This window comes from Clostridiales bacterium (assembly GCA_017569285.1).
In the GTDB taxonomy this organism is placed as follows: domain Bacteria; phylum Bacillota; class Clostridia; order Christensenellales; family Aristaeellaceae; genus Aristaeella.
Genome location: CP069419.1, coordinates 1,411,333 through 1,434,390, shown reverse-complemented (window position 1 = coordinate 1,434,390; position 23,058 = coordinate 1,411,333). Strand labels below are relative to the sequence as shown.

Annotated in this window: 16 protein-coding genes; 15 read left to right on the top strand and 1 reads right to left on the bottom strand. The window is 60.5% G+C overall.

Annotated elements, in window-relative coordinates; all coding sequences use genetic code 11:
* Positions 1-6 precede the first annotated feature (6 nt).
* From serS to JNO48_06145, 5 genes are all read left to right on the top strand, one after another.
* Positions 7-1,287, top strand: coding sequence for a serine--tRNA ligase (serS, locus tag JNO48_06165; GenBank protein QTE69479.1), 1,281 nt, complete (start codon positions 7-9; stop codon positions 1,285-1,287).
* Positions 1,288-1,432: 145 nt separating this feature from the next.
* On the top strand, positions 1,433-3,361 hold the full coding sequence (locus JNO48_06160) for an aconitate hydratase (protein ID QTE69478.1): 1,929 nt from the start codon (positions 1,433-1,435) through the stop codon (positions 3,359-3,361).
* Positions 3,362-3,386: 25 nt separating this feature from the next.
* Positions 3,387-4,238 carry a hypothetical protein gene (locus tag JNO48_06155; GenBank protein ID QTE69477.1) on the top strand — a complete coding sequence of 284 codons (852 nt, stop codon included), beginning with the start codon at positions 3,387-3,389 and terminating at the stop codon, positions 4,236-4,238.
* A complete protein-coding gene (locus JNO48_06150; protein QTE69693.1) occupies positions 4,198-4,950 on the top strand; it encodes an rRNA pseudouridine synthase in 753 nt (250 codons plus the stop codon). The genes JNO48_06155 and JNO48_06150 overlap by 41 nt, the downstream gene beginning before the upstream one ends.
* A complete protein-coding gene (locus tag JNO48_06145) occupies positions 4,947-5,558 on the top strand; it encodes a class I SAM-dependent methyltransferase (GenBank protein QTE69476.1) in 612 nt (203 codons plus the stop codon). Before JNO48_06150 ends, JNO48_06145 begins: the two co-directional genes overlap by 4 nt.
* Positions 5,559-5,591: 33 nt before the next feature.
* Here JNO48_06145 and clpB read toward each other — a convergent pair whose 3' ends face one another.
* Positions 5,592-8,183, bottom strand: a complete 2,592-nt coding sequence (gene clpB / locus JNO48_06140; GenBank protein QTE69692.1) for an ATP-dependent chaperone ClpB — start codon at positions 8,181-8,183, stop codon at positions 5,592-5,594.
* 233 nt (positions 8,184-8,416) lie between these two features.
* Here clpB and JNO48_06135 point away from each other — a divergent pair, with 233 nt between their 5' ends.
* From JNO48_06135 to ugpC, 10 genes are all read left to right on the top strand, one after another.
* A complete protein-coding gene (locus JNO48_06135; protein ID QTE69475.1) occupies positions 8,417-11,299 on the top strand; it encodes a transglycosylase domain-containing protein in 2,883 nt (960 codons plus the stop codon).
* 16 nt (positions 11,300-11,315) lie between these two features.
* Complete coding sequence (locus JNO48_06130; GenBank protein QTE69474.1) at positions 11,316-12,143, top strand: deoxyribonuclease IV; 828 nt, start codon at positions 11,316-11,318, stop codon at positions 12,141-12,143.
* Positions 12,144-12,173: 30 nt separating this feature from the next.
* A complete protein-coding gene (locus JNO48_06125) occupies positions 12,174-13,898 on the top strand; it encodes a L,D-transpeptidase family protein (GenBank protein ID QTE69473.1) in 1,725 nt (574 codons plus the stop codon).
* 13 nt (positions 13,899-13,911) lie between these two features.
* Positions 13,912-14,610, top strand: coding sequence for a CvpA family protein (locus JNO48_06120; GenBank protein QTE69472.1), 699 nt, complete (start codon positions 13,912-13,914; stop codon positions 14,608-14,610).
* A gap of 5 nt (positions 14,611-14,615) precedes the next feature.
* Complete coding sequence (locus JNO48_06115) at positions 14,616-15,647, top strand: hypothetical protein (protein QTE69471.1); 1,032 nt, start codon at positions 14,616-14,618, stop codon at positions 15,645-15,647.
* 26 nt (positions 15,648-15,673) lie between these two features.
* Complete coding sequence (locus tag JNO48_06110; GenBank protein QTE69470.1) at positions 15,674-17,635, top strand: glycosyl hydrolase 53 family protein; 1,962 nt, start codon at positions 15,674-15,676, stop codon at positions 17,633-17,635.
* A 200-nt stretch (positions 17,636-17,835) separates the two neighbouring features.
* Positions 17,836-19,359, top strand: a complete 1,524-nt coding sequence (locus JNO48_06105; protein ID QTE69469.1) for an extracellular solute-binding protein — start codon at positions 17,836-17,838, stop codon at positions 19,357-19,359.
* Between the two features lie 117 nt (positions 19,360-19,476).
* Complete coding sequence (locus tag JNO48_06100; GenBank protein ID QTE69468.1) at positions 19,477-21,015, top strand: sugar ABC transporter permease; 1,539 nt, start codon at positions 19,477-19,479, stop codon at positions 21,013-21,015.
* A gap of 26 nt (positions 21,016-21,041) precedes the next feature.
* A complete protein-coding gene (locus JNO48_06095) occupies positions 21,042-21,884 on the top strand; it encodes a sugar ABC transporter permease (GenBank protein QTE69691.1) in 843 nt (280 codons plus the stop codon).
* Positions 21,885-21,924: 40 nt separating this feature from the next.
* A complete protein-coding gene (gene ugpC, locus JNO48_06090) occupies positions 21,925-23,052 on the top strand; it encodes a sn-glycerol-3-phosphate ABC transporter ATP-binding protein UgpC (GenBank protein ID QTE69467.1) in 1,128 nt (375 codons plus the stop codon).
* The last annotated feature ends 6 nt before the right edge of the window (positions 23,053-23,058 follow it).

The following is a 23,058-nucleotide window of genomic DNA, read 5'->3' as shown; positions in this document are numbered from 1 at the left end:
TGATTTATGCTGGATATTAACCTGCTCCGCAATGACCCGGAGAAAGTCCGGGAGAATATCCGGAAAAAGTTCCAGGACCAGAAGCTGCCGATGGTGGACGAGGTCATCCGTTTTGACCGGGAATACCGGGACGCCCAGCAGCAGGCAGATGCCCTGCGGAACCGGCGCAAGGTGGTCTCCAAGGAGATCGGCGTGCTGATGGGAAAGGGCGAAAAGGAAGAAGCCGAGAAGCGCAAGGCGGAGGTCGCCGCGATCGCGGAAGAACTGGCGGCCCTGGAAGTGAAGGAAGAAGAGCTGAAGGCGGAAATCCGCAAGCGGATGCTCGTGATCCCGAACATCATCGACGACAGCGTCCCGATCGGCAAGGATGACAGCGAGAACGTCGAGATTGAGCGCTTCGGCGAGCCGGCCGTTCCGGACTTCGAGATCCCGTACCATGTGGACATCATGGAACGCCTGCAGGGCATCGACCTGGATCCGGCCCGGAAAACCAGCGGCAACGGCTTCTACTACCTGATGGGTGATATCGCGCGCCTGCACAGCGCCATCCTGAGCTATGCCCGCGATTTCATGATTGACCGCGGTTTCACCTATGTGATTCCGCCCTTCATGATCCACGGCGACGTGGTGACCGGCGTGATGAGCTTTGCCGAGATGGAAAACATGATGTACAAGATCGAAGGGGAAGATCTCTACCTGATCGGCACCTCCGAGCACAGCATGATCGGCAAGTTCATCGATACGATCCTGGAAGAAAAGGACCTGCCGAAGACCCTGACCAGCTACAGCCCCTGCTTCCGGAAGGAAGTCGGCGCGCACGGCATCGAGGAGCGCGGCGTCTACCGGATCCACCAGTTTGAAAAGCAGGAAATGATCGTGATCTGCAAGCCGGAGGAATCCCCGATGTGGTTTGACCGGCTGTGGCAGAACACGGTGGATTTCTTCCGCACGCTCGATATCCCGGTGCGCACGCTGGAGTGCTGCAGCGGCGACCTGGCGGACCTGAAGGTGAAGAGCCTGGACGTGGAAGCCTGGTCTCCCCGGCAGAAGAAATACTTTGAGGTCGGCTCCTGCTCCAACCTGGGAGACGCCCAGGCGCGGCGGCTGCAGATCCGCGTCCGCAATGACAAGGGTGAGAAGTATTTTGCCCACACCCTGAACAATACCTGCGTGGCCCCGCCCCGGATGCTGATTGCCTTCCTGGAGAACAACCTGCGCGAGGACGGCACGGTCGCCATCCCCGAAGTGCTCCGGATGTACATGGGCGGAAAGGACCATATCGGATAAGAAGCCGAAAACGGCACAGCCGTTCTTTTCGTGTTCTTTCCATCCCGGAAGCGTTGACAATCAAGCGTGACAGCAGATAATAAGATCAGAACAACTGGAACGGTCACCCGAAAGAGTGACCGTCCTTTTTGCCGGAGGATGAAACATGAATCTGACTGAAAAAATCCTGAGCGCGCATCTTGTCAGCGGCATCCCGAAAGCCGGAGAGGAAGTCTCCATCCGGATCGACCAGACCCTGACGCAGGACTCCACGGGTACCATGGCGTACCTGCAGTTCGAAGCCATGGGCATCGGACGGGTCAAGACAAAGAAGAGCGTCGCCTATATTGACCATAACACCCTGCAGACCGGCTTTGAAAACGCGGATGACCACCAGTATATCCAGAGCGTTGCGAAAAAGCACGGCATCTTCTGCTCCAAGCCCGGCAACGGCATCTGCCACCAGGTGCATCTGGAGCGGTTCGGCATTCCGGGAATGACGCTGCTCGGCAGTGACAGCCACACGCCCACCGGCGGCGGAATCGGCATGATCGCGATCGGCGCGGGCGGCCTGGACGTGGCGGTGGCCATGGGCGGCGGCGCGTATTTCCTGACCTGGCCGAAGGTGGTCGGCATCCGGCTGACCGGAAAACTGCCCTATGCGGTGGCGGCCAAGGATATTATCCTGGAGGTCCTGCGCCGGCTGTCCGTCAAGGGCGGCGTCGGCAAGGTAATGGAGTATATCGGCGACGGTGTGAAGACGCTGACCGTGCCGGAACGCGCGACCATCGCGAACATGGGCGCGGAACTCGGCGCCACCACTTCCGTATTCCCCAGCGATGAGGTGACCCGCGCGTTCCTGAAGGCCCAGGGCCGGGAAGCGGATTTCTGCGAGCTGAAAGCGGATCCGGATGCGGAATACGACGAAATCGTGGAGATCTGCCTGGATGAGCTGGAGCCCCTGGTGGCCCAGCCCCATATGCCGGACAATGTGGACACCGTGAAGAACGTGGGTCCGATCAAGGTGGACCAGGTATTCATCGGCAGCTGCACGAACTCCAGCTACCAGGATATGATGCGGGTGGCCCGGATCCTGAAGGGGAAAACCGTGCATCCGGACGTCAGCCTCGTCATTGGCCCCGGCTCCAAGCAGGTGCTGACGATGCTGGCCCGCAACGGCGCGCTGGCCGATATGCTCGGCGCCGGTGCCCGGATCCTGGAGAGCGCCTGCGGCCCCTGCATCGGCATGGGCCAGAGCCCGAAGACCAACGCGGTATCCGTCCGGACCAACAACCGGAACTTCTATGCCCGCAGCGGGACTGCCTCTGCCGGAATCTACCTGACCAGCTGCGAAACCGCAGCCGTTACGGCGCTGACCGGCGTGCTGACAGACCCCCGGTGCCTGGACCTGGACCTGACGGTTGAGCAGCCGGCGCAGTTTGAAGTGAACGACAACCTGGTGATTCCGCCTGTGGAAGCAGGACGGGAGGACGAAGTGGAGGTTGTCCGCGGCCCGAATATCAAACCGTTCCCGCTGGGCCATGACCTGGAGGACACGGTCAGCGGCAAGGCGCTGCTGAAGATGGAAGACAATATCACGACCGACCATATCATGCCCAGCAACGCGAAGCTGCTGCCCTACCGCAGCAACGTGCCGCACCTGAGCGACTTCTGCCTGACGCCCGTGGATGAAACCTTCCCCGCACGTGCCAAGGCGGAAAAGGGCGGTTTCCTGGTCGCCGGGGCCAATTACGGCCAGGGCTCCAGCCGGGAGCACGCCGCGCTGGTGCCGCTGTACCTGGGTATCCGCGCCGTGGCGGCGAAGAGCTTTGCCCGGATCCACCAGGCGAACCTGATCAACAACGGAATTATGCCCCTGACCTTCCTGGATGAGCGGGACTATGACCGGATCGACCCCATGGACACGCTGAGCTTGCCGGGCGTCCGGGAAAAGATCGCGGCCGGACAGGATGAGCTGGAGCTGAGAAATGAAACGAAAGGCGAGTCCTACCGGGTCAGCCTGCCGCTGACCGAGCGCCAGCGCGGCATGATCCTGGCGGGCGGACTGATCAATTACACACGCAACCAGGCCTGACGAGACAAGTTACAGGAGAAACCCGATGAGTATTTCATCCGCATTCCGGAACACGTTCCGGATCTGCTTCCGCCATCCGGCGGACACGCTGAAGTTCCTGGCCACGGAGCTCTGCCTGGTACTGATCTGCCTTGCGCCGGTGCTGTTCCTTGCCGACGCGGGGCTCCGGTACCTGGCGGTGCTGGCTGTCCCCATGTGGATCCTGATTATGTTCCCCGCCCGGATGAACGCGGCGGAGGCCATGCAGGACAGCCTGCGGGACGGGAGGCTCTTCAGCTGGCGGCTGGCCGATCCTTCCCGCTGGGGGGATAAGGTGCTGTGCGGGCTGAAACGGGCGGGTTACCTGCTCCTGTGGGCATCGCCGCTGATCGCGGCGGCCGTTTATGCCTGGCGTCATTTCTCCGGGCTGGTGGACGGCTTTACGCTGCTTGCGATGATCAAGCAGTTCGGGGGCGGGGATTTCATGACGGGAGTCCTGTACCTCCTGCTGGTCCTGCTGGCAATGATCCTGATCCTGGTGATCGGGTTCGGTTTCCACAGCGGCGCGCGGCACGCGCGGGCCCAGGGAGGCACCCGGAAGATGAAAGGCCGCCACGGAAAGAACCTGCTGGGCTGGATCTGCGCGCAGGCCACCCTGCTTCCGGTCCTGGCCGCGTTTGTGATCGCGGTGATGCGGTACCTGCCGGTGATCCGCGATGTGAGCGGCCTGATGACCGGATCCGTGAAGATCCCGCCCACCCGGGAAACCCTGATGATCCTGGCGGCCGGCGCCCTGCTGACGCTGCCGCTGCTGCCGGTCCGCAGCATGATCACGGCAGCTGTGATGAAGATTGAGGATTCAGATGAGACTGGACAAGTGGCTGGCGACGCTCGGTAAGGGAAGCCGCAGTGAAGTCCGGCAGATCATCCGGGACGGGCAGGCTGCCGTGAACGGGCAGACGGTCCGGGATCCCGCGGCCGACTGCGATCCGGAACGGGATACGCTCACCCTGCGCGGGAAGGCGGAAGACGGCCGGATCATGCGCCATGTGATGATGCATAAACCCGCGGGCGTGCTGACGGCGGCCCGCGATCCGCGCCAGATGACGGTGATGGACCTGCTGCCGGCGGAATACCGCAGCATGGGATGCATGCCGGTCGGGCGGCTGGACAAGGATACGACCGGTATCCTTGTTTTTACCTGTGACGGGGAACTGAGCCACCGCCTGCTGAGCCCGGCACGCCATGTGGAAAAACGGTACCGGGCGCTGGCCTCCGGGCAGATGGACTCCGGGGATACGGAACTTTTTGCCCGGGGGATGGACCTGGGCGACTTTACTGCGCTGCCGGCCCGACTGGAGATCCTGCGGACGGACGCGGAATCGGACACAACCCTGGCGGAGGTTACGGTTACAGAGGGCAAGTTCCACCAGGTGAAGCGGATGTTTGCCGCAGCCGGGCATGAGGTCCGGATGCTGCACCGCTGCTCCTTCGGACCGCTGGAGCTGGATCCGGCACTGCCGGAAGGTGCGTGGCGGGAACTGACGGACGGGGAACTGAAGGCGCTCAGGCAGGCAGCCTGCATGGAGGATCCGACAGAAAAAGCATGAACGATCATTATTACACACGGAACCCGGCCAGCGAATCCCGGCCGGTGGAATGTGAATACACATACCGCGGTATCCCGCTGACATTCCGGACCGACGCGGGCGTTTTTTCCAAAGGCGAGGTGGATGCGGGCACGGACCTGCTGCTGAAAGCCCTGCCGGAGGAGATGGCCGGGGACGTCCTGGACCTGGGATGCGGCTGGGGTGTGATCGGGATCTGTGTGGCCCGGCGCTGGCCGGATACCCGGGTGACCATGGCAGACGTCAACCTGCGGGCGCTGGAGCTTTCGCGGGAAAACGCGGAGCGGAACCGCGCGGAGGTGCGCTGCCTGGAAAGCGACGGAATGGAAGCCCTCAAAGGCGAACGGTTTGACACGGTGATTACCAATCCGCCGATCCGGGCCGGGAAGCAGGTGATTTACCGCATGTTCGCGGACGCGGCGGAATGCCTGCGGCCGGGCGGATCGCTGATCCTGGTGATCCGGAAACAGCAGGGAGCCGAAAGCTGCATCCGGTATTTGCAGACGCTGTTCCCGGAGGTGGAAAAGACCGCGAAGTCCGGCGGCTTCTGGGTACTGAAGGCGACCAAAAATGAAACGACCCTGTCCTGAACGGACAGGGCCTTTTTTTCTTGGGAAAGGGGATTACCGGATTACGATTTCCCCGTTTTCATCCACATCCACAATCAGCTCGGTGCCGGGCGCGATATCCGCGGCAATCACCTTCCGGGCGATCAGGGTTTCCACCTTCGACTGCAGGTACCGCTTGAGCGGGCGCGCGCCGTATACCGGATCGAAGCCCCGGCTGATCACGGCGTCTTCCGCCGCGGGCGTGAGGCGGACCTTCAGCTGGCGGCTTTCCAGGCGCCGGTTCAGGCTGTCGGTCATCAGGCGCACGATTGCGCCGATTTCATTCCGGGTGAGCGGCTTGTAGTACACGATTTCATCAATCCGGTTCAGGAACTCGGGACGGAAGCGGGTTTTCAGCAGTTTGTCCACCGCGCTGCGGGCTTCCGGCTTGATTTCACCGTCCTCGATGCCGTCCAGGATATACTCGCTGCCCAGATTGCTTGTCATGATCAGGATGGCGTTCTTGAAGTCCACGGTCCGCCCCTGGCTGTCGGTAATCCGGCCGTCATCGAGCACCTGCAGGAGGATGTTGAACACATCCGGATGCGCTTTTTCCACCTCATCGAACAGGATGACGCAGTAGGGATGGCGGCGGACCGCTTCGGTCAGCTGGCCGCCCTCGTCATACCCCACGTATCCGGGAGGCGCGCCGATGAGACGGGAGACGCTGAACTTCTCCATGTATTCGGACATATCGATCCGGACCATGTTTTTCTCATCATCGAAAAGCGCCTGCGCCAGGGCTTTGGCCAGCTCGGTTTTGCCGACGCCGGTGGGGCCCAGGAACAGGAAGGAGCCCAGCGGGCGGTTCGGGTCCTGGATGCCGGCACGGCTGCGCAGGATAGCTTCGGATACTTTCCGGACCGCTTCATCCTGCCCGATTACGCGCCGGTGAAGCGTATCTTCCAGGTGGAGCAGCTTCTCCCGTTCGCCCTCCATCAGGCGGGCGACGGGGATACCGGTCCAGCGGCAGATGATCCGGGCGATTTCCTCCTCGGTCACCTTGTCCCGGAGCAGGCTGTTTTCCCCGCGGCTTTCCTCGGCGACGGCCTCCTCCTTTTCCAGTTCCTGCTTCAGCTTCGGCAGTTCCCCGTATTTCAGTTCGGCGGCCCGGTTCAGGTCATAGGAACGCTCCGCCTGCTCGATCTGCGCGTTGACGCGCTCGATTTCCTCCCGCAGGCCGGTGACCTTCGCGATGGCTTCCTTCTCGCCCTCCCAGCGGGCCTTCATGGAGTTGAACTGGTCGCGCTGATCCGCCAGTTCCTTCTGCACTTCCTCCAGATGCGCCCGGGACAGGGCATCCTCCTCCTTCTTCAGGGCGGCCTCTTCGATCTCCAGCTGCATGATATGGCGGCGGATATCGTCCAGTTCGGCCGGCAGCGAATCGATTTCCGTGCGGATCATGGCACAGGCTTCGTCCACCAGGTCGATTGCCTTGTCGGGCAGGAAACGGTCCGTAATATACCGGTTGGAAAGGGTGGCGGCCGCAATCAGGGCGGCGTCCTGGATCTTGACGCCGTGGAAGACCTCATAGCGCTCCTTCAGCCCCCGGAGGATGGCAATGGTATCCTCCACGGTGGGCTCCTCAACCATGACCGGCTGGAAACGGCGCTCCAGCGCGGCATCTTTTTCAATATATTTCCGGTATTCATTCAGCGTGGTCGCACCGATACAGTGCAGCTCGCCGCGGGCAAGCATCGGCTTGAGCAGGTTGCCGGCATCCATTGCGCCGTCTGCCTTTCCGGCACCGACGATGGTATGCAGTTCATCGATGAAGAGGATGATGCGGCCGTCGCTCTTTTTGATTTCCGCCAGGACGGCCTTGAGCCGTTCCTCAAATTCACCGCGGAATTTGGCACCGGCGATCAGGCTGCCCATATCCAGGGAGAAAATGGTTTTGTCCTTCAGGCTGTCCGGCACATCCCCGCGGACGATCCGGAGGGCCAGGCCTTCCGCGATGGCGGTTTTGCCGACGCCCGGCTCACCGATCAGCACGGGGTTGTTCTTTGTTTTCCGGGAAAGGATCCTGATGACGTTCCGGATTTCGCTGTCACGGCCGATGACCGGGTCCAGTTTCTGCTTCCGGGCCATCTCGACCAGGTCCGATCCGTATTTTTTCAGCGCGTCATAGGTTTCCTCCGGGCTGTCCGAAGTGACCCGGGCGGCGCCGCGGACCTGGCTGAGCGCCTTCAGGAAGGCATCCCCGCTGTAGCCGGCCGCCTGCAGCGCACGGCCGGCCCCTGCGGAAGGCCTGGCGCACAGGCCGAGCCATACATGCTCCACGGACAGGTATTCATCCTTCATCTGCTCCGCGGTGCGCTCCGCCTCCAGGAGCGCTTTTTCGGTATCCTTGGCGAGGTATACATTGGAAGACCCGGCACCGGACGCGTGCGGCATCCGGCTGAGGGTCTCCTCCAACGAGCTGCGGAGCGCCTCAACGGAGGCGCCGCACTTGCCGAGCAGCTGGGGAATCAGGTCATTTCCGTCCTCCGTCAGCGCCAGCATCATGTGCTCCGGCTGGACCTCCGGATGCCCGTATTCCACCGCAAGCGCCTGGGACCGCTGCAGGGCGGTCAGGGTTTTCTGCGTAAACTGATTCATATTCATCATAAGCGGTTCCCCCTTTGAAGGTCATATTGACTATCTTTGACCTTCGATATCATTTTACACCATTCCGGGGATTTGTCAAGCGGAAAAGGAAGAAAAAACCGGCCGGTTCCGTTGAATCGGTATGGGAGGCGGCATCCTTGCCACAGCCTGCGGAATGATGGTATAATACAATGTCCCGGTATACAGCCTTCACGGAGGATGCCGGGCATCGCGAAAGCGGGAGGACAGATATGTCAGCAAGACGGAGACGGAACCAGCCGGACGACGGATTTGACCTGCCGGAGGAGAACGGGGAATTTGCGGAATACGAAACAGCGGATGACCTGTTCAGCGGCAACGGTTCCGGAGAAGAGTATCCGGAGGAATATCCGGATGATCCGGAAACTGAATATACGGATTACGCGGAATATGCAGCGGCAGAGAACGGCGGGGAACCGGAGGATGAATCCCCCGCGGAGTATCCCCGCAGCATTTTCCGGCCTGAAACGCGGAAGCCGAACTTTATCGTCAGCGTCCTGGTCCATACGGTCCGGGTGATGCTGATTATTGTGCTGCTTGCGGGATTTGCCGGCATCGGCGCGCTGGTAGGCATTGCCAAGGGATATGTGGACACGGCGCCGGAACTGGACCTGGTCACCCTGAACAGCCAGGACCAGAACTCATCGTTCTATGACCGGAACAAGGGATTCCTGACCACCTACCGCGGCGCCGAAAACCGCGAGGTGGTCCCGCTGAACGCCGTACCGAAGCGCCTGCGCAACGCGTTTATTGCGGTGGAGGACGCGCGGTTCTATTCCCATAACGGGGTGGACGTCAAGCGGATCGCCGGCGCATTTATCGCCAACCTGACCACATCCGGCACCCAGGGCGGATCCACGATCACCCAGCAGCTGATCAAGAACACGCTGCTTTCATCTGAGCAGAGCTACAAGCGGAAGATCCAGGAAGCGTACCTGGCCCTGCAGCTGGAAACCAAATATTCCAAGGATGAAATCCTGGAGACCTATCTGAATACCATCTACCTGGGGGAAAGCTACTACGGCATCAAGGTCGCGGCCAAGGGCTTCTTCGGCAAGGAGCTGGAGGAGCTGACCCTGCGCGAGTGCGCGATGCTGGCGGGCGTGACCAACAACCCGTACTATTACAACCCCCGGCGGAATTTCTATACCCGCAGCGACGGGGAAACGGATTTTGCCGCGGTGACGAACAACCGGACGGATTATGTGCTTCGGTGCATGTATGAAAACCAGTTCATCACCCGGGAAGAATACGAAGCCGCCAAGAATCCCGCAACGGCGGGCGTACTGCAGGCCGAACCGGGTTCCGATTCGAAGGGAATCTATGATTATCCGCACTATATCGAATACGCGGTCAAGGAAACGGTCCAGATCCTGCTGGAGGTGAACGGCCTTCCGGATACCGCCGCGAACCGCGCCGCGATGGAAAACAAGCTGCGGACCGGCGGCTATAAAATCCAGCTGGCGATTGACCCGGAGATCCAGAAGACCGTCGAGGAAACCCTGCAGAACTGGACCAAGTACCCGTCGCTCCGGGATCCTTCCGACAAGGTTTTCCGCAGCCGGAACTCCGATGGCACCTATACGGAAATTGTCGAGCCGCAGGCGGCCTGCGTGGTGCTGGATTACCGCATGGGCGAACTGATGGCGATTGTGGGAAGCCGGACGGAAGTGACGGCCAGGAAGACGCTGAACCGTGCCACGGACATGAAGATGCCGGTCGGTTCCTCCATCAAGCCGATCGCCGTATACGCACCCGCGCTGGAGCTGGGCGCCAGCCCGGCCTCCGTGGTTTACAACATGCCGATCCCGATTGCCGGATGGAAGGACGCGAAGGGAAACGACAGCTGGCCGACCAACTACGGCGGAGGCGGATATGCCGGGCCGGAAACCCTGCGGACCGCCATGGCAAAATCGCATAATACGGCTGCGGCCCAGACGCTGATGAACATGGTCGGCGTGGATCGGAGCGTGGACTTCCTGCACCGGATGGGTGTGGATGACGGCCATATTGACGCGACCCCCTTCGGCCTGAGCCTGGGCTCCTCCGGAATCACCCCCCTGCAGATGACGGTGGCCTTCGGTGTCCTTGCCAGCGGCGGCGTTTACCAGAAGCCGATTTCCGTCCTGGGGATCTCCGATGCCAACGGGGATACGGTATGGGACGGACACCAGCACCAGGACCGCCGGCGGGTATTCTCCCCCAGCACATCCTGGATGATTGTGGACATGCTCAAGAGCGTTGTGTCCTCCGGAACCGGCACCTCCGCAAAGATCAAGGGGCAGACGGTCGGCGGCAAGACCGGTACCAACTCCGACCAGAAGGGCGTATTCTTCTCCGGAATCACCGGGTATTACGCAAGCGCCCTGTGGGTGGGACATGACAACTATAAGGCGCTGTCCTCCAAGTCCACCGGCTCCGGCGCTGCGGCGCCCCTGTGGCAGGCCTATATGAGCAAGATCCATGCGGGGCTGGACAACCGGGATATCCTGGACGGAAGCTACCAGGATTACGACCTGATCCGGGTGGAGACCTGCGCGGTCAGCGGCCAGCTGGCCACGGATGCCTGCCGGTATGACGCCATGGGCTACGGTACCGTGACGGATTACTGGCGGAACGGCACCCAGCCGACGCAGTACTGCCAGATGCATACCGTACAGAACGTATGCCTGGACAGCAATATGCCGGCTGGACCGTACTGCACGCGCGTGGAACAGCGGGGCGTGGTTTCGATCCCGCAGGGCCATGTGCTGGCTGGCCTGATCGGAACGAAATACCAGCCGGAACTGGAACAGTACCTGGGAACCGGTTCGGTGGTGGGTGCCCAGACCTGTACGCTGCATACCACGGCGGCGCCCCAGGGAACGCAGTACGGCGGAGGCACGGTGCCGGACCGGGTGATCAGCGACGCCCGCCAGGTGATTGCCAGTGCGCAGAATGTGCTGGCCACGCTGGATCCCTCGGGTGAACGGTACCGTGCGATTGTCAGCGCGGCCACATACCTGCAGAGCCTGATTGACGGCGGCACGGCCACCCAGGCGGAAATCACCGCAGCGATGACATCACTGGCCCGCGCGCTGGCCGGGGACTATTGACGGAAGGAGCCGGAAAATGCTGAAAATCGGATGCCACCTGTCCGCATCCCGCGGATACCTCCATATGGGAAAGGAAATCATTTCCATCGGCGGAAACACATTCCAGTTCTTTACCCGGAATCCCCGGGGCGGGAGCGCGAAACCGCTGGATGAGGCGGATACGGCTGCCTTCCGGCAGTTCGCGGCGGAACATGGGATTGAAGTGATCCTGGCCCATGCGCCCTATACCCTGAACGGATGTTCCGCGGATCCGGCGATCCGGGACTTTGCGGCCCGGACCATGGCGGATGACCTGCAGCGCATGGAAGCCACTCCCGGCAACCTGTACAACTTCCATCCCGGCTCCCACGTGGGGCAGGGGACGGAGGCGGGAATCACCATGATTGCCGATATGCTCAACGGCCTCCTGCGGCCGGAGCAGACCACAACGGTGCTGCTGGAGACCATGGCGGGAAAAGGCAGCGAGGTCGGCGGCCGGTTTGAGGAGCTGCGGGAGATCCTGGACCGGGTGACGCTGAAGGAAAAGATGGGGGTATGCCTGGATACCTGCCATGTGCATGATGCCGGATACGATATCGTGAACCATCCGGATGAGGTGCTGGCGGAGTTTGACCGGGTGATCGGGCTGGACCGGCTGCGGGCGGTGCACGTCAATGACAGCAAGAATCCGCTGGGCGCCCGGAAAGACCGCCATGAAAAGATCGGGGAAGGCTTTATCGGAACGGAAGCCATCCTGCGGCTGATGCGCCATCCGGCACTGCGGGAACTGCCGTTCAACCTGGAAACACCGAATGAACTGGACGGCTATGAACGGGAAATCCGGATGCTGAAGGAACTGTACTGATCGGAACGACGGCGGAGAGGAAGATTACCGATGAAGCGGGGGCGGATCCTGACGCTGCTGACAACGGTACTGCTTGCGGTACCGGGCTTCGGCGCGGCGCGGGCGGAGCAGCCGGAAATGCAGATCGGCATTTCCGGCGGTGAAGTGCTGCCCGGAAGCGCCTCGGTGATTACGGTGACGGTTCCGGAGGACGGGACCTGCCGCATCGGAATCCTGGACGCGGACGGGGAGCGGATCGCCGCTGTGGCGGAGAACCGGCCGGTTTCCGCGGGATATAACGCCATGTACTGGAACGGCACCTATGACGGAATTGCGGTCCCGGAGGGGCAGTGGCGCCTGGTTGTGGAAATGAACGGCCGGACAGCGGAGACCCCCGTGACGGTCGGAAGGATGGTTCCCTGCCTGATTTCAGCGTCGCTTTCCGAGGCGCGGGTGATTCCCGGAAAGCAGGTGACTGCTGCCTGGTGCGCAACGGAAGCGGGCGAGGTGCTGCTTACGCTGGAAAACGGCGGCGGGGTGAAAGCCGCATTCCGGTTTCCGGCCGCGGCATGGGACGGAACGGCGGTATTTGAGGCGGCAGTCCCGTGCGGGAGCTACCGGGCGGTCATGACCCTGGAGCGGGATGACGGCACCGCATCCGCACCGGCTGAAATGCCGCTGGAAGTGGTCCCCCCGGAGACGGAGTTTTCCCCGGTTTATACCAGCCCCTACGCAGGGCAGGATGTCCGGCTGAACGCATGGACCGTCCCCATGGATATCGGGGATGAGACGGCCGTATGGCAGGCGCTGACTGCACCGGTGACGGTGGTGGATGACGGGAAAAGCACGGACCAGCGGCGCCAGGTGATCGTACGCAGGGAACCGTCGGAAGACAGCGAAGGCATCGGCATGGTGACCCTGGTTTCCCAGGGGGTTCATGTGCTGGAACGCGGCGCGGAATGGTCGCTGATTGAATGCTATTCCTCCTCCTTCCACAATTCGGCAATCCTGAACTGGAACGCGCTGATCCAGGGATATGTCCCGACCAGGTTCCTGCGGGAAGTGGTCCCGAACCAGGAAATGGGGTTGGTGGTGGACAAGCTTTCCCAGCAGATGTATGTCTTCCTGAACGGGGAGCTGTACTCCACGCTGTTGGTTTCCACCGGGCTGCTGAACGCAAAGCAGCCGTACAATGAAACCCGCTCCGGCGAGTACCTGCTGGTGAGCCGGGTCGGCGGATTTGAATCGGACAACCTGTACTGCCCGATGGCAATCCGGTTCAATGCCGGCGACATGATCCATGAGGTACCTTATTCAAAGCGGTATGTGGACTATTCCAGCACGGAGCCGAAGCTGGGCACCAAGGCCAGCCACGGCTGTATCCGGGTGCAGCGGAAAGCCAGCCCGGAAGGCGTCAACATGCAGTGGATATGGAACCACTATAAAGCCAATACGAAAATCCTGATCTGGGAAGACTGGCAGGGAAGACAGCTGCCGGTTCCCGCGGACGATACGGTCCTGTATACCAACCTCCGGAAAAACAACCTGTACCATTCCGCTTCATCCTGCGGGGAGCTGGGGACACGGAGGCCCGAAACGGTTACCTACGCGGAGCTGTGCGGGGAGAAAGGGACGAAGCTGAAAGCCTGCCCGGCATGTGCACCGGCACTGAAACGGAGCGAACTGGAGGAGATCAATGCCCTGTATGCACCGGGCGGAGATCATGACCCGGGCATGACGGAGGCGCGGAAGGACTGTCCGCGAAAGATCAGGTAAGAGGAGAAACAAGATGAACTTAGTGGACTGGATTATCGCGGGTATTGTCGGGGTGAGCGTCCTGATCGGCCTGTACCGGGGATTTATCGCTTCGGTAGCCAGCATGGGCGGCTCTCTGGTATCCCTGGGCGCAAGCTACTGGCTGACGCCGAAACTGGTCGAATACCTGCAGCAGCACACCGGCCTGGCTTCCACGCTGGAAACGTACCTGGACGCGCGGACGCGCCTGGATACCACCACAGCCGGGCAGTCCGTGGCCGGGCTTTCCTCCGGCTCGATTTCCGATATCCTGGGCAAGGTCGGCCTGCCGGCCCCGCTGGACACCCTGCTGAAAACCAACCTGGAGAACCAGGTGTTCAATGCCGGGCAGAACGTCGGTGAATATGTGCGGCAGACGATCGTCGGCGCGGCCATGAACGTGATCTGCTTTGTGGTCTGCTTTATCGTGCTGATGCTCCTGTTCCATATCATCATCAACCTGCTGAAGGCCATTTTCAAATTCCCGGTCCTCAAACAGTTGAATTCCGTGGCCGGCGGCGCCTTCGGGCTGCTGCGCGGCGCGCTGCTCTGCTTTGTTGCCTTCGCGCTGCTGCCGCTGATCCAGGCGATGGTGCCGCTGGAGGAAGTGAACAGGCTGATCAGCGAGAGCACGCTGGCCCCGATGTTCAACAGTACCAACCTGATTCTTTCCATCATGAACGGACGGCTGTAGCACCTATGGAAACATTCATCAGTCCGACCCTGCTGGCGGAGCAGAAGGCCCGCTCCCGCCGGAGCACGCTGGTGTTCCGGCTGTTTGCCGCGGCCATGCTGCTGGCGTTTGCCGCCATGTGCCTGCTGACCCGGACCGCCAATGCCCGGATCATGTTCATCGTGATGCTCGCTTCGATGATCCCGGCCGGAATCATCTGTATTCTGCTGTACTGCCTGCGGATCCGGCCGGACCGCGCAGCGGTGAAGCATACCCGGATGCTGCTGGACGGAGAGACGGAAACCGCGGAGGGCGAATTCCGGTATGCGGGCGGACCGGTCCAGATTCCCGGGAGCGTCCGGGTACTGCCGGTGATCCTGCGGAACGGGGAGGAATCCCGCCGTCTGCACCTGGACGAAACCCTGGCCGGCCGTATGCCGGCGGAGGGAACCCGGATCCGGGTACAGACCGTCAGCCGCTACATCACCGGCGCGGAGGCCATGGACGGAGGGAGCGGATCCGGAACGGCGGGGAAGACTGCGCCGCGGCCGGGCCGCGGGCTGTTCCGCCGGGTGGTTTCCCTGTTCCCGGCGTTTGTGCTCTGGGCGATGATTGCGGTGGTTTTCGGCGGATTTGTGTTCAACCGGATTACCGATACGGATCCGGCGTATAAAATTGTGATTTATGCGGACTGCGCGGTTTCGGACGGAGCGGAACTGGCCGCCCGGCTGGAGGATGCGCTGACCGCGCCGGTGCGCATGGTGAAGGTCCACCCGTTCGATTATGCCATGTTCGGCAGCGAGGCGATCCGGAACGCGGACCTGTATATTGTCCCGGCTTCCCATGCCGCGGAATACAGCGAATGGCTGGTTCCCGGCGGAATCCCGGCGTACCGGCCGGACGGATCCGCCGGGATTGCATCCGGTTATTTCGGGTACCAGCCCGATGAGGCATATGACCTGTATTACGGCCGGGCGTCGCTGCATACAGCCGGGAATGAAGGCGCGGCGGACAACCAGGCCGCGGATGTGGCGGAAAAACTGCTTGAAATCCACTGACAACTGAAGACGAGGAGGAATCTTCCATGACCGGAAAAGCCCTGTTTTCCATGTTCCTGCTGCTTTCCCTGCTGCTGGCGCTCCCCATGGCAGCCGGCGCGGAGGAAGACAGTCCGCTGTATGTGAAGAAGGTGGAAAACCTGCCGGATGATTTTATTTTCGGCATGGACGTTTCCAGCGTGCTTGCCGAGGAAGCCAGCGGGGTTGCCTATTATGGGTTTGACGGGCAGCCGGCGGATCTTTTCCGGGTGCTGGCGGACAACGGCATCAACTATATCCGGGTGCGGGTGTGGAACGATCCCTTTGACAGCCAGGGCCGCGGATTCGGCGGCGGCAACTGCGATATCCGCACGGCGGCGGAGATCGGAAAACGCGCGGCTGCGGCGGGGCAGAAGCTGCTGGTGGATTTCCACTATTCCGACTTCTGGGCGGATCCCGGAAAGCAGATGGTTCCGCGCGCCTGGAAGGGCATGGAAATTGAGGAAAAGCGGGAAGCGGCGTTTGCGTTCACCCGGGACTGCATGGCGCAGCTGAAGGAGGCCGGCGCGGACGTGGGCATGGTCCAGGTCGGCAACGAAACCAACGGCGCGCTGGCCGGGGAAAAAACCTGGATGAATATCGCGTATATCATGGACGCCGGCGCCCGGGCCGTCCGGGAGATCTATCCGGACGCGCTGATCGCGGTGCACTTTGCCAATCCCGAGAATCCGGACAGCTACCGCACGTACGCCAAAAAACTGGATTACTACGAGAAAAACGGGCTGATCCATTACGACGTGTTTGCCACGTCCTATTATCCCTACTGGCACGGCACGCTGGAGAACCTGTCCGCCATCATGACGGAAATCGGGGAAACATACGGCAAAAAGGTCATGGTGATGGAGACGTCCTACGCGTATACCGGGGAGGATACGGATTTCTTCGGCAACACGGTGGGCGACGGCGGCGGGATCACGAAGGATTACCCGTTCACGGTGCAGGGACAGGCCAATTCCGTGCGGAACATTACGGATACCGTGGTCAACGGCATGAAGGACGGGATCGGGGTCTGCTACTGGGAAGGCGCGTGGATTGCCGTCGGGACGGACAGCTGGGAGGAAAACCACGAAAAGTGGGAGAAGTACGGTTCCGGCTGGGCTTCCAGCTATGCTGCGGCATACGATCCCGGTGACGCGGGGAAATACTACGGCGGAAGCGCTGTGGACAACCAGGCGTTCTTTGACGCGGAAGGCCGCCCGCTGGAATCCCTGAAGGTGTTCCGGCTGATGCGGGACGGCAATGCGGCGGAGCTCCGGGCGGACGCGCTGGAGGAGCCTTCGGTGGTGTGCGACCTGGCGATGCCGCTGGAGCTGCCTGAAACCGTCAATGCCGTGATGACAGACAACAGCCGCCAGCCGGTTCCGGTGACCTGGAACCTGACGGCCGAACAGGACCGGACCATGCATGAATCCGGCCCGGCCCGGTATGAGATTGCGGGCGAGGCGGGTGGCATGCCGGCCCGGTGCTATGTTTCCATGATCGAATACAATTACCTGGCGGATTACAGCTTTGAGGAAGGCGGTTCCGCATGGGTGATCACCGACCTGAAGAAGGCGGATGAGCTGTATATTGAGGACAAAAAGAACGATTCCCTGACGGGAACGAAGCATATGCATTTCTGGAGCGCCGCGCGGGACAGCGTGGAGTTTACGCTGGAACAGGCGGTGGACAGCCTGCCGGAGGGGAATTTCCGCTTCTCGGCGTCCATTATGGGCGGCGACTGCGGGGATACGGATATCTATGCCTATGTGAAGGTGAACGGGGAAATCATCGCCCGGTCCGAACCGATGGCGATTACCGGATACGCGCAGTGGGATACAAAATCCACCCCGGCGTTTGCCCATTCCGCGGGGGATGAGGTGACGGTCGGCGTTTACGTAAAATGTTCGGGAAGCGGAAACGGCGCATGGGGAAAAATAGACGATGCCATGCTGAATTCTGTGCAGTAAATGGTGTTTTGCCACAATATATTGGAAACGATACCAATTCAGTAAATAAAAGGACTTTGTCCCAAAAATATTGTTGACAAACCGTGTGATCGGTACTACAATATCTATGAATTTGAACGGAATAAACCGAACAACAGGAGCAATCCTGTTTCGGTTTTGATTCCGACAAAAAAACATCATATGAAAGGAAGTATTTTCAAATGAAAAAGTTGTTTGCCATCGTTCTGGCCCTTGCTCTGGCGCTGTCCGTCTGCGCGACTGCCATGGCCAGCGAAATCGCCGGCACCTACGACATCACCGTATGGGTGGCCGAGAAGGCGGTTGAACTGACCAAACAGCAGATCGAAAACTTCAACAAGACCAATGAACTGGGCATTACCTTCAACGCCACCGTGGAAGCGGTTTCCGAAGCGGATTCCGCCACCCAGATGATTACGGACGTTGAAGCCGGCGGCGACATCTTCTGCTTCGCGCAGGACCAGTTCGCCCGTCTGGTGCAGGCCGGAGCGCTGGCCAAGCTGGGCGCCCGGGCTTCCGAGACCGTGACGGCCGAGAACGATGCCGGTACCGTTGCTGCCGCCACCTCCGGTGACCAGCTGTACGCGTATCCGCTGACTTCCGACAACGGCTACTTCATGTACTACGACAAGAGCATCATCCCGGAAGAGGATGTGGACTCCCTCGAGAAGCTGATCGCGGACTGCGAAGCGGCCCAGAAGTACTTCGCGTTTGAAATGCAGTCCTCTGCCTGGTACAACGCGTCCTTCTTCTTCGCCACCGGCTGCAAGAGTGAGTGGACCACCGACAATGACGGCAACTTCATTTCCGTCAACGACACCTTCAACTCCCCGGCGGGCCTGATCGCCGTCAAGGGAATGAAGAAGCTGGTGGATTCTCCCTTCCACCTGAGCTCCAGCCAGGGCTCTGAATTCGCCTCCAACGCCGCGATCGTCGTGACCGGCACCTGGAGCTTCGAAGAAATCAAGGGCATCCTGGGCGACAACATGGGTGTGACCGACCTGCCTTCCTTCGAAGTGGACGGCCAGGAATATCACCTGGGTTCCTTCAACGGCTGCAAACTGATGGGCGTGAAGCCGCAGGTGGATGCCGTGAAGGGCGCCGCTGTCGCGCAGCTGGCCCTGTACCTGACCAACTTTGACTGCCAGATGGAGCGGTTCAACGCGCTGGCCTGGGGTCCCTCCAATGTGAAGGCGCAGGCGGACGAAGCCGTGCAGGCCAACCCCGGCCTGGCTGCCCTGCTCAAGCAGGCTCCCTATTCTGTGCCGCAGGGCCAGATCCACGGTTCCTGGTGGGATATCGCCAAGGTCATCTCCGACGACGTGAAGGAAGCCGAAGATGAAGCGGGCCTGCAGGCCGCCCTGGACAACTACTACAACAAGATCGCTTCCCTGTTCACGCTGGACAACAACGCGCTGCTCTTCGTGGGCGCCTGGAACGGCTGGAACAATGCGGATGATACCGACACCTACTACCTGAAGGACGGCGCTGTGACGCTGGAAGTTCCTCAGAGTGACTACATGGGCGGCCGTATCGTGAACCCCGGCAAGTGGGACAGCGACAAGGGCTTCCTGCAGGTTACCGAAGGCAAGGAACTGATCCAGGATCTGGGCGAGGACATCGGCGACAACAACATCGTCTTCCTGGCCCCCGGCACCTACACCGTGACCTGGGACGGCGCTGCCATCACCATCGCGCAGAACTGATCAATCCAATAACGGGAATCCGGCAACGCATCGGCACGTTCGGATTCTGAGATAAAAGGCGGCCGGAACCAACCCAGTTTGGTTCCGGCCATTTTGCAAAAGGAGCTGAAATCGGGGATGAAGCAATACAGTGACCTCGAGTACCTGAGGCTGTCCAAGGGGGGCAAGCTTCTGTACAAACTGGGCCGGTTTTTCACCGGCATTCCCCGCGCGGTCGGCAATGTGTTCCTGAAGCTCTGGGACCTGCTGAAGAAGGGCGGACAGGGGATCGGCCGCGAATGCGCCGATATCGCCTCAACCTTTGCCCACGGAGACTGGAAGACCAAGATCTCCTATTTCATTATGGGATTCGGCAACATCGCCCGCGGGCAGGTCCTGCGGGGACTGCTGTTCCTGCTGTTTGAAGCGGTGTTCATCTTCTTCATGGTCAATTCGGGCGCATACTGGCTGAGCATGCTGCCTTCCCTGGGCAAGCAGGGCCCCACGGAGGAATATAACTTTGTCCTGGATACCTACACCACCAAGTACCATGACAATTCCTTCCAGATCCTGCTGTACGGCGTGCTGACGATCTTCTTCATCATCGCGTTCATCTACACCTGGCGGGTGAATGTCCGGCAGAACAAGATCGCCGAACAGATCCTGAAATCCGGCAAAAAGCTGAAGAGCGGGAAGGATGACCTGCGCAGCATCGTGGACGACCAGTTCCACAAGACGCTGCTGGCCCTGCCGCTGACCGGCATCCTGATCTTCACCGTGCTGCCGATCCTGTTTATGATCCTGGTGGCGTTCACCAACTATGACGGCACGCACAACGGCTATACCAACAGCCTGTTCACCTGGGTGGGCCTGGACAACTTCAATACCCTGCTCTCCTGGGAAGGCGGCGCCGGAGGCACGCAGTCCTACGCGGCGACTTTCGGCGAAGTGCTCCTGTGGACGCTGATCTGGGCATTCTTCGCGACCTTCACCAACTATTTCCTGGGCATGTTTGTGGCCATGGCCATCAACAAGAAGGGGATTAAGTTCAAGAAGGGCTGGCGGACGATCCTGGTCATGACGATCGCGATTCCGCAGTTCATCTCCCTGCTGTACGTCAGCAAGATGTTCGCCAAGAACGGCATTGTGAACGGGTTCCTGATGGATATGGGGTGGATCCAGACCGCGCTTCCCTTCTGGGAGGACGCCACCTGGGCGCGGATCACCGTTATCCTGATCAATATCTGGATCGGTATCCCGTACCTGATGCTGATCACGACCGGTATCCTGATGAACATCCCCGCGGACCTGTACGAATCCGCCCGGATTGACGGCGCCAGCGGATGGCAGCAGTACCGGAAGATTACGCTGCCGTATATGCTGTTTGTAACCGGGCCGTACCTGCTGACCAGCTTTACCGGCAACATCAACAACTTCAACGTGATTTACCTGCTGACGGGCGGTGCGCCGACGAATCCGGCCGCGTCCTCCGCGGCAGGCACGGTCGGCTACACGGACCTGCTGATTACCTGGCTGTTCAAGATCACCACCGGCGCCGAGTCCCAGTATTACCTTGCGTCCGTAATCGGTATTCTGGTGTTCGTGGTCATCGCGGTGATCTCCCTGGTGGTCTATAATCTGATGCCCAGCATCAAGAATGAGGAGGATTTCCGCTGATGAGTGAAGCAACGGCAAAACGTCACATGGGACTGCGGACCTCCCGTGCGATTTCCAACACCGCCATCCATATTCTGCTGATTGCGATCAGCATCATCTGGCTGATCCCGTTTGTCTGCATCGTGCTGCAATCCTTCCGTGTGGAGAGCACCGGCCAGGTCGGCTACGTGCTGCCGAAGGTGTGGGGTTTTGACAACTATACGCGGCTGTTCTCAACGGACTTTACGCGGTGGTATACCAACACCTTCATCGCGGCGCTGATCACCGCCCTGATCCAGACGGTGATCGTGCTGTGCATGAGCTATACGCTGTCCCGGTTCCGCTTCAAAATGCGGAAACCCCTGATGCGGTTCATGCTGATCCTGGGCATGTTCCCCGGAATGCTTTCCATGATCATCCTGTACCGGGTGCTGAAGGACCTGGGGCTGACCCAGGCGAACGCGACGCCCGGCCTGATCCTGGTTTATGTGGCATCCTCCGGTATGGGATACTACGTGTCCAAAGGCTTCTTTGACACGATTCCCACCTCGCTGGATGAGGCGGCCCGCGTGGACGGCGCGACCCGTGCCCAGATTCTTTACAAAATCATCCTTCCGCTCTCCAAGCCCATCGTCATCTATACGATCCTGACCGCGTTCATGGGCCCCTGGGGCGACTACGTATTTGCCCGGTACATATCCTTCGGTACGTCCGCGGGCAAGAACGTGGCGGTCGGCCTGTATGACTGGCTGAACCGGGACTCGATCGCCAACAACTATACGATGTTCTGCGCAGGCGGCGTGCTGGTAGCCCTTCCGGTTACCATCCTGTTCCTGTTCCTGCAGAAGTACTATGTTGAAGGCGTTACCGGCGGTGCGGTAAAAGGTTAAGATGCCCTGCATCCTGACCTGAAAGAAAGGAGAGAAAAAAATGGCAAGCGTCAAACTGACAGATGTCAAGAAAGTATATGACAACAAGGTAACGGCGGTCCACGATTTCAACCTGGATATCAAGGACAAGGAATTCATCGTGTTTGTCGGTCCGTCCGGATGCGGAAAATCCACCACGCTGCGCATGGTGGCCGGCCTGGAGGATATTTCCGGCGGTACGGTGGAAATTGACGGCGAGGTTGTGAACGACCTGCAGCCGAAGGACCGCGATATCGCGATGGTATTCCAGAACTACGCGCTGTATCCGCACATGACGGTGTATGACAACATCGCCTTCAGCCTGCGGCTGAAGAAGATGCCGGAGGATGAAATTTTCGAGCGGGTGACCAACGCCGCGGAGATCCTGGGCATTACCGAGTACCTGACCCGAAAGCCCCGGGCCCTGTCCGGCGGCCAGCGCCAGCGCGTGGCCATCGGCCGCGCCATGGTCCGGAACGCCAAGGTGTTCCTGATGGACGAACCGCTGAGCAACCTGGACGCCAAACTGCGGAACCAGATGCGCGCGGAAATCATCCTGCTGCGGCAGAAGCTGGACACCACGTTCATCTACGTCACCCATGACCAGACGGAAGCCATGACCCTGGGCGACCGGATCGTTATTATGAAAGACGGCTTTATCGAACAGGTCGGAACGCCCCAGGAGGTGTTCGACACCCCGGTGAACCTCTTCGTGGCCGGCTTCATCGGCAGCCCGCAGATGAACTTCCTGAAGGCCAAGCTTGTCCAGGACGGCGAAAGCTATGCCGTGGACGTGCTGGACGTACGGATTCCGCTGAACGAAGACCAGAACGCGGTGCTGGCCGCCAAGAAGGTGACCTCCCGGGATATTATCCTGGGTGTGCGCCCCGAGCATACGACCGTGCTGTTCCAGCAGGCGGAGAATGCCATCGAGTGCACGATCAACGTGAATGAAATGATGGGCAGCGAGCTGCACCTGCACCTGACCAGCGCGCACGATGACAAGATCATCGTCCGGCTGCCCACGGTGGACCTGACGAATGAACAGCGTCACAGCCTGTCGTACGGCAACAAGATGTTCATTACCTTCCCGGCGAAGGTGATGCACCTGTTTGATCCGGAAACGGAGCGGAGCCTGATTGACGGGTAACAAATC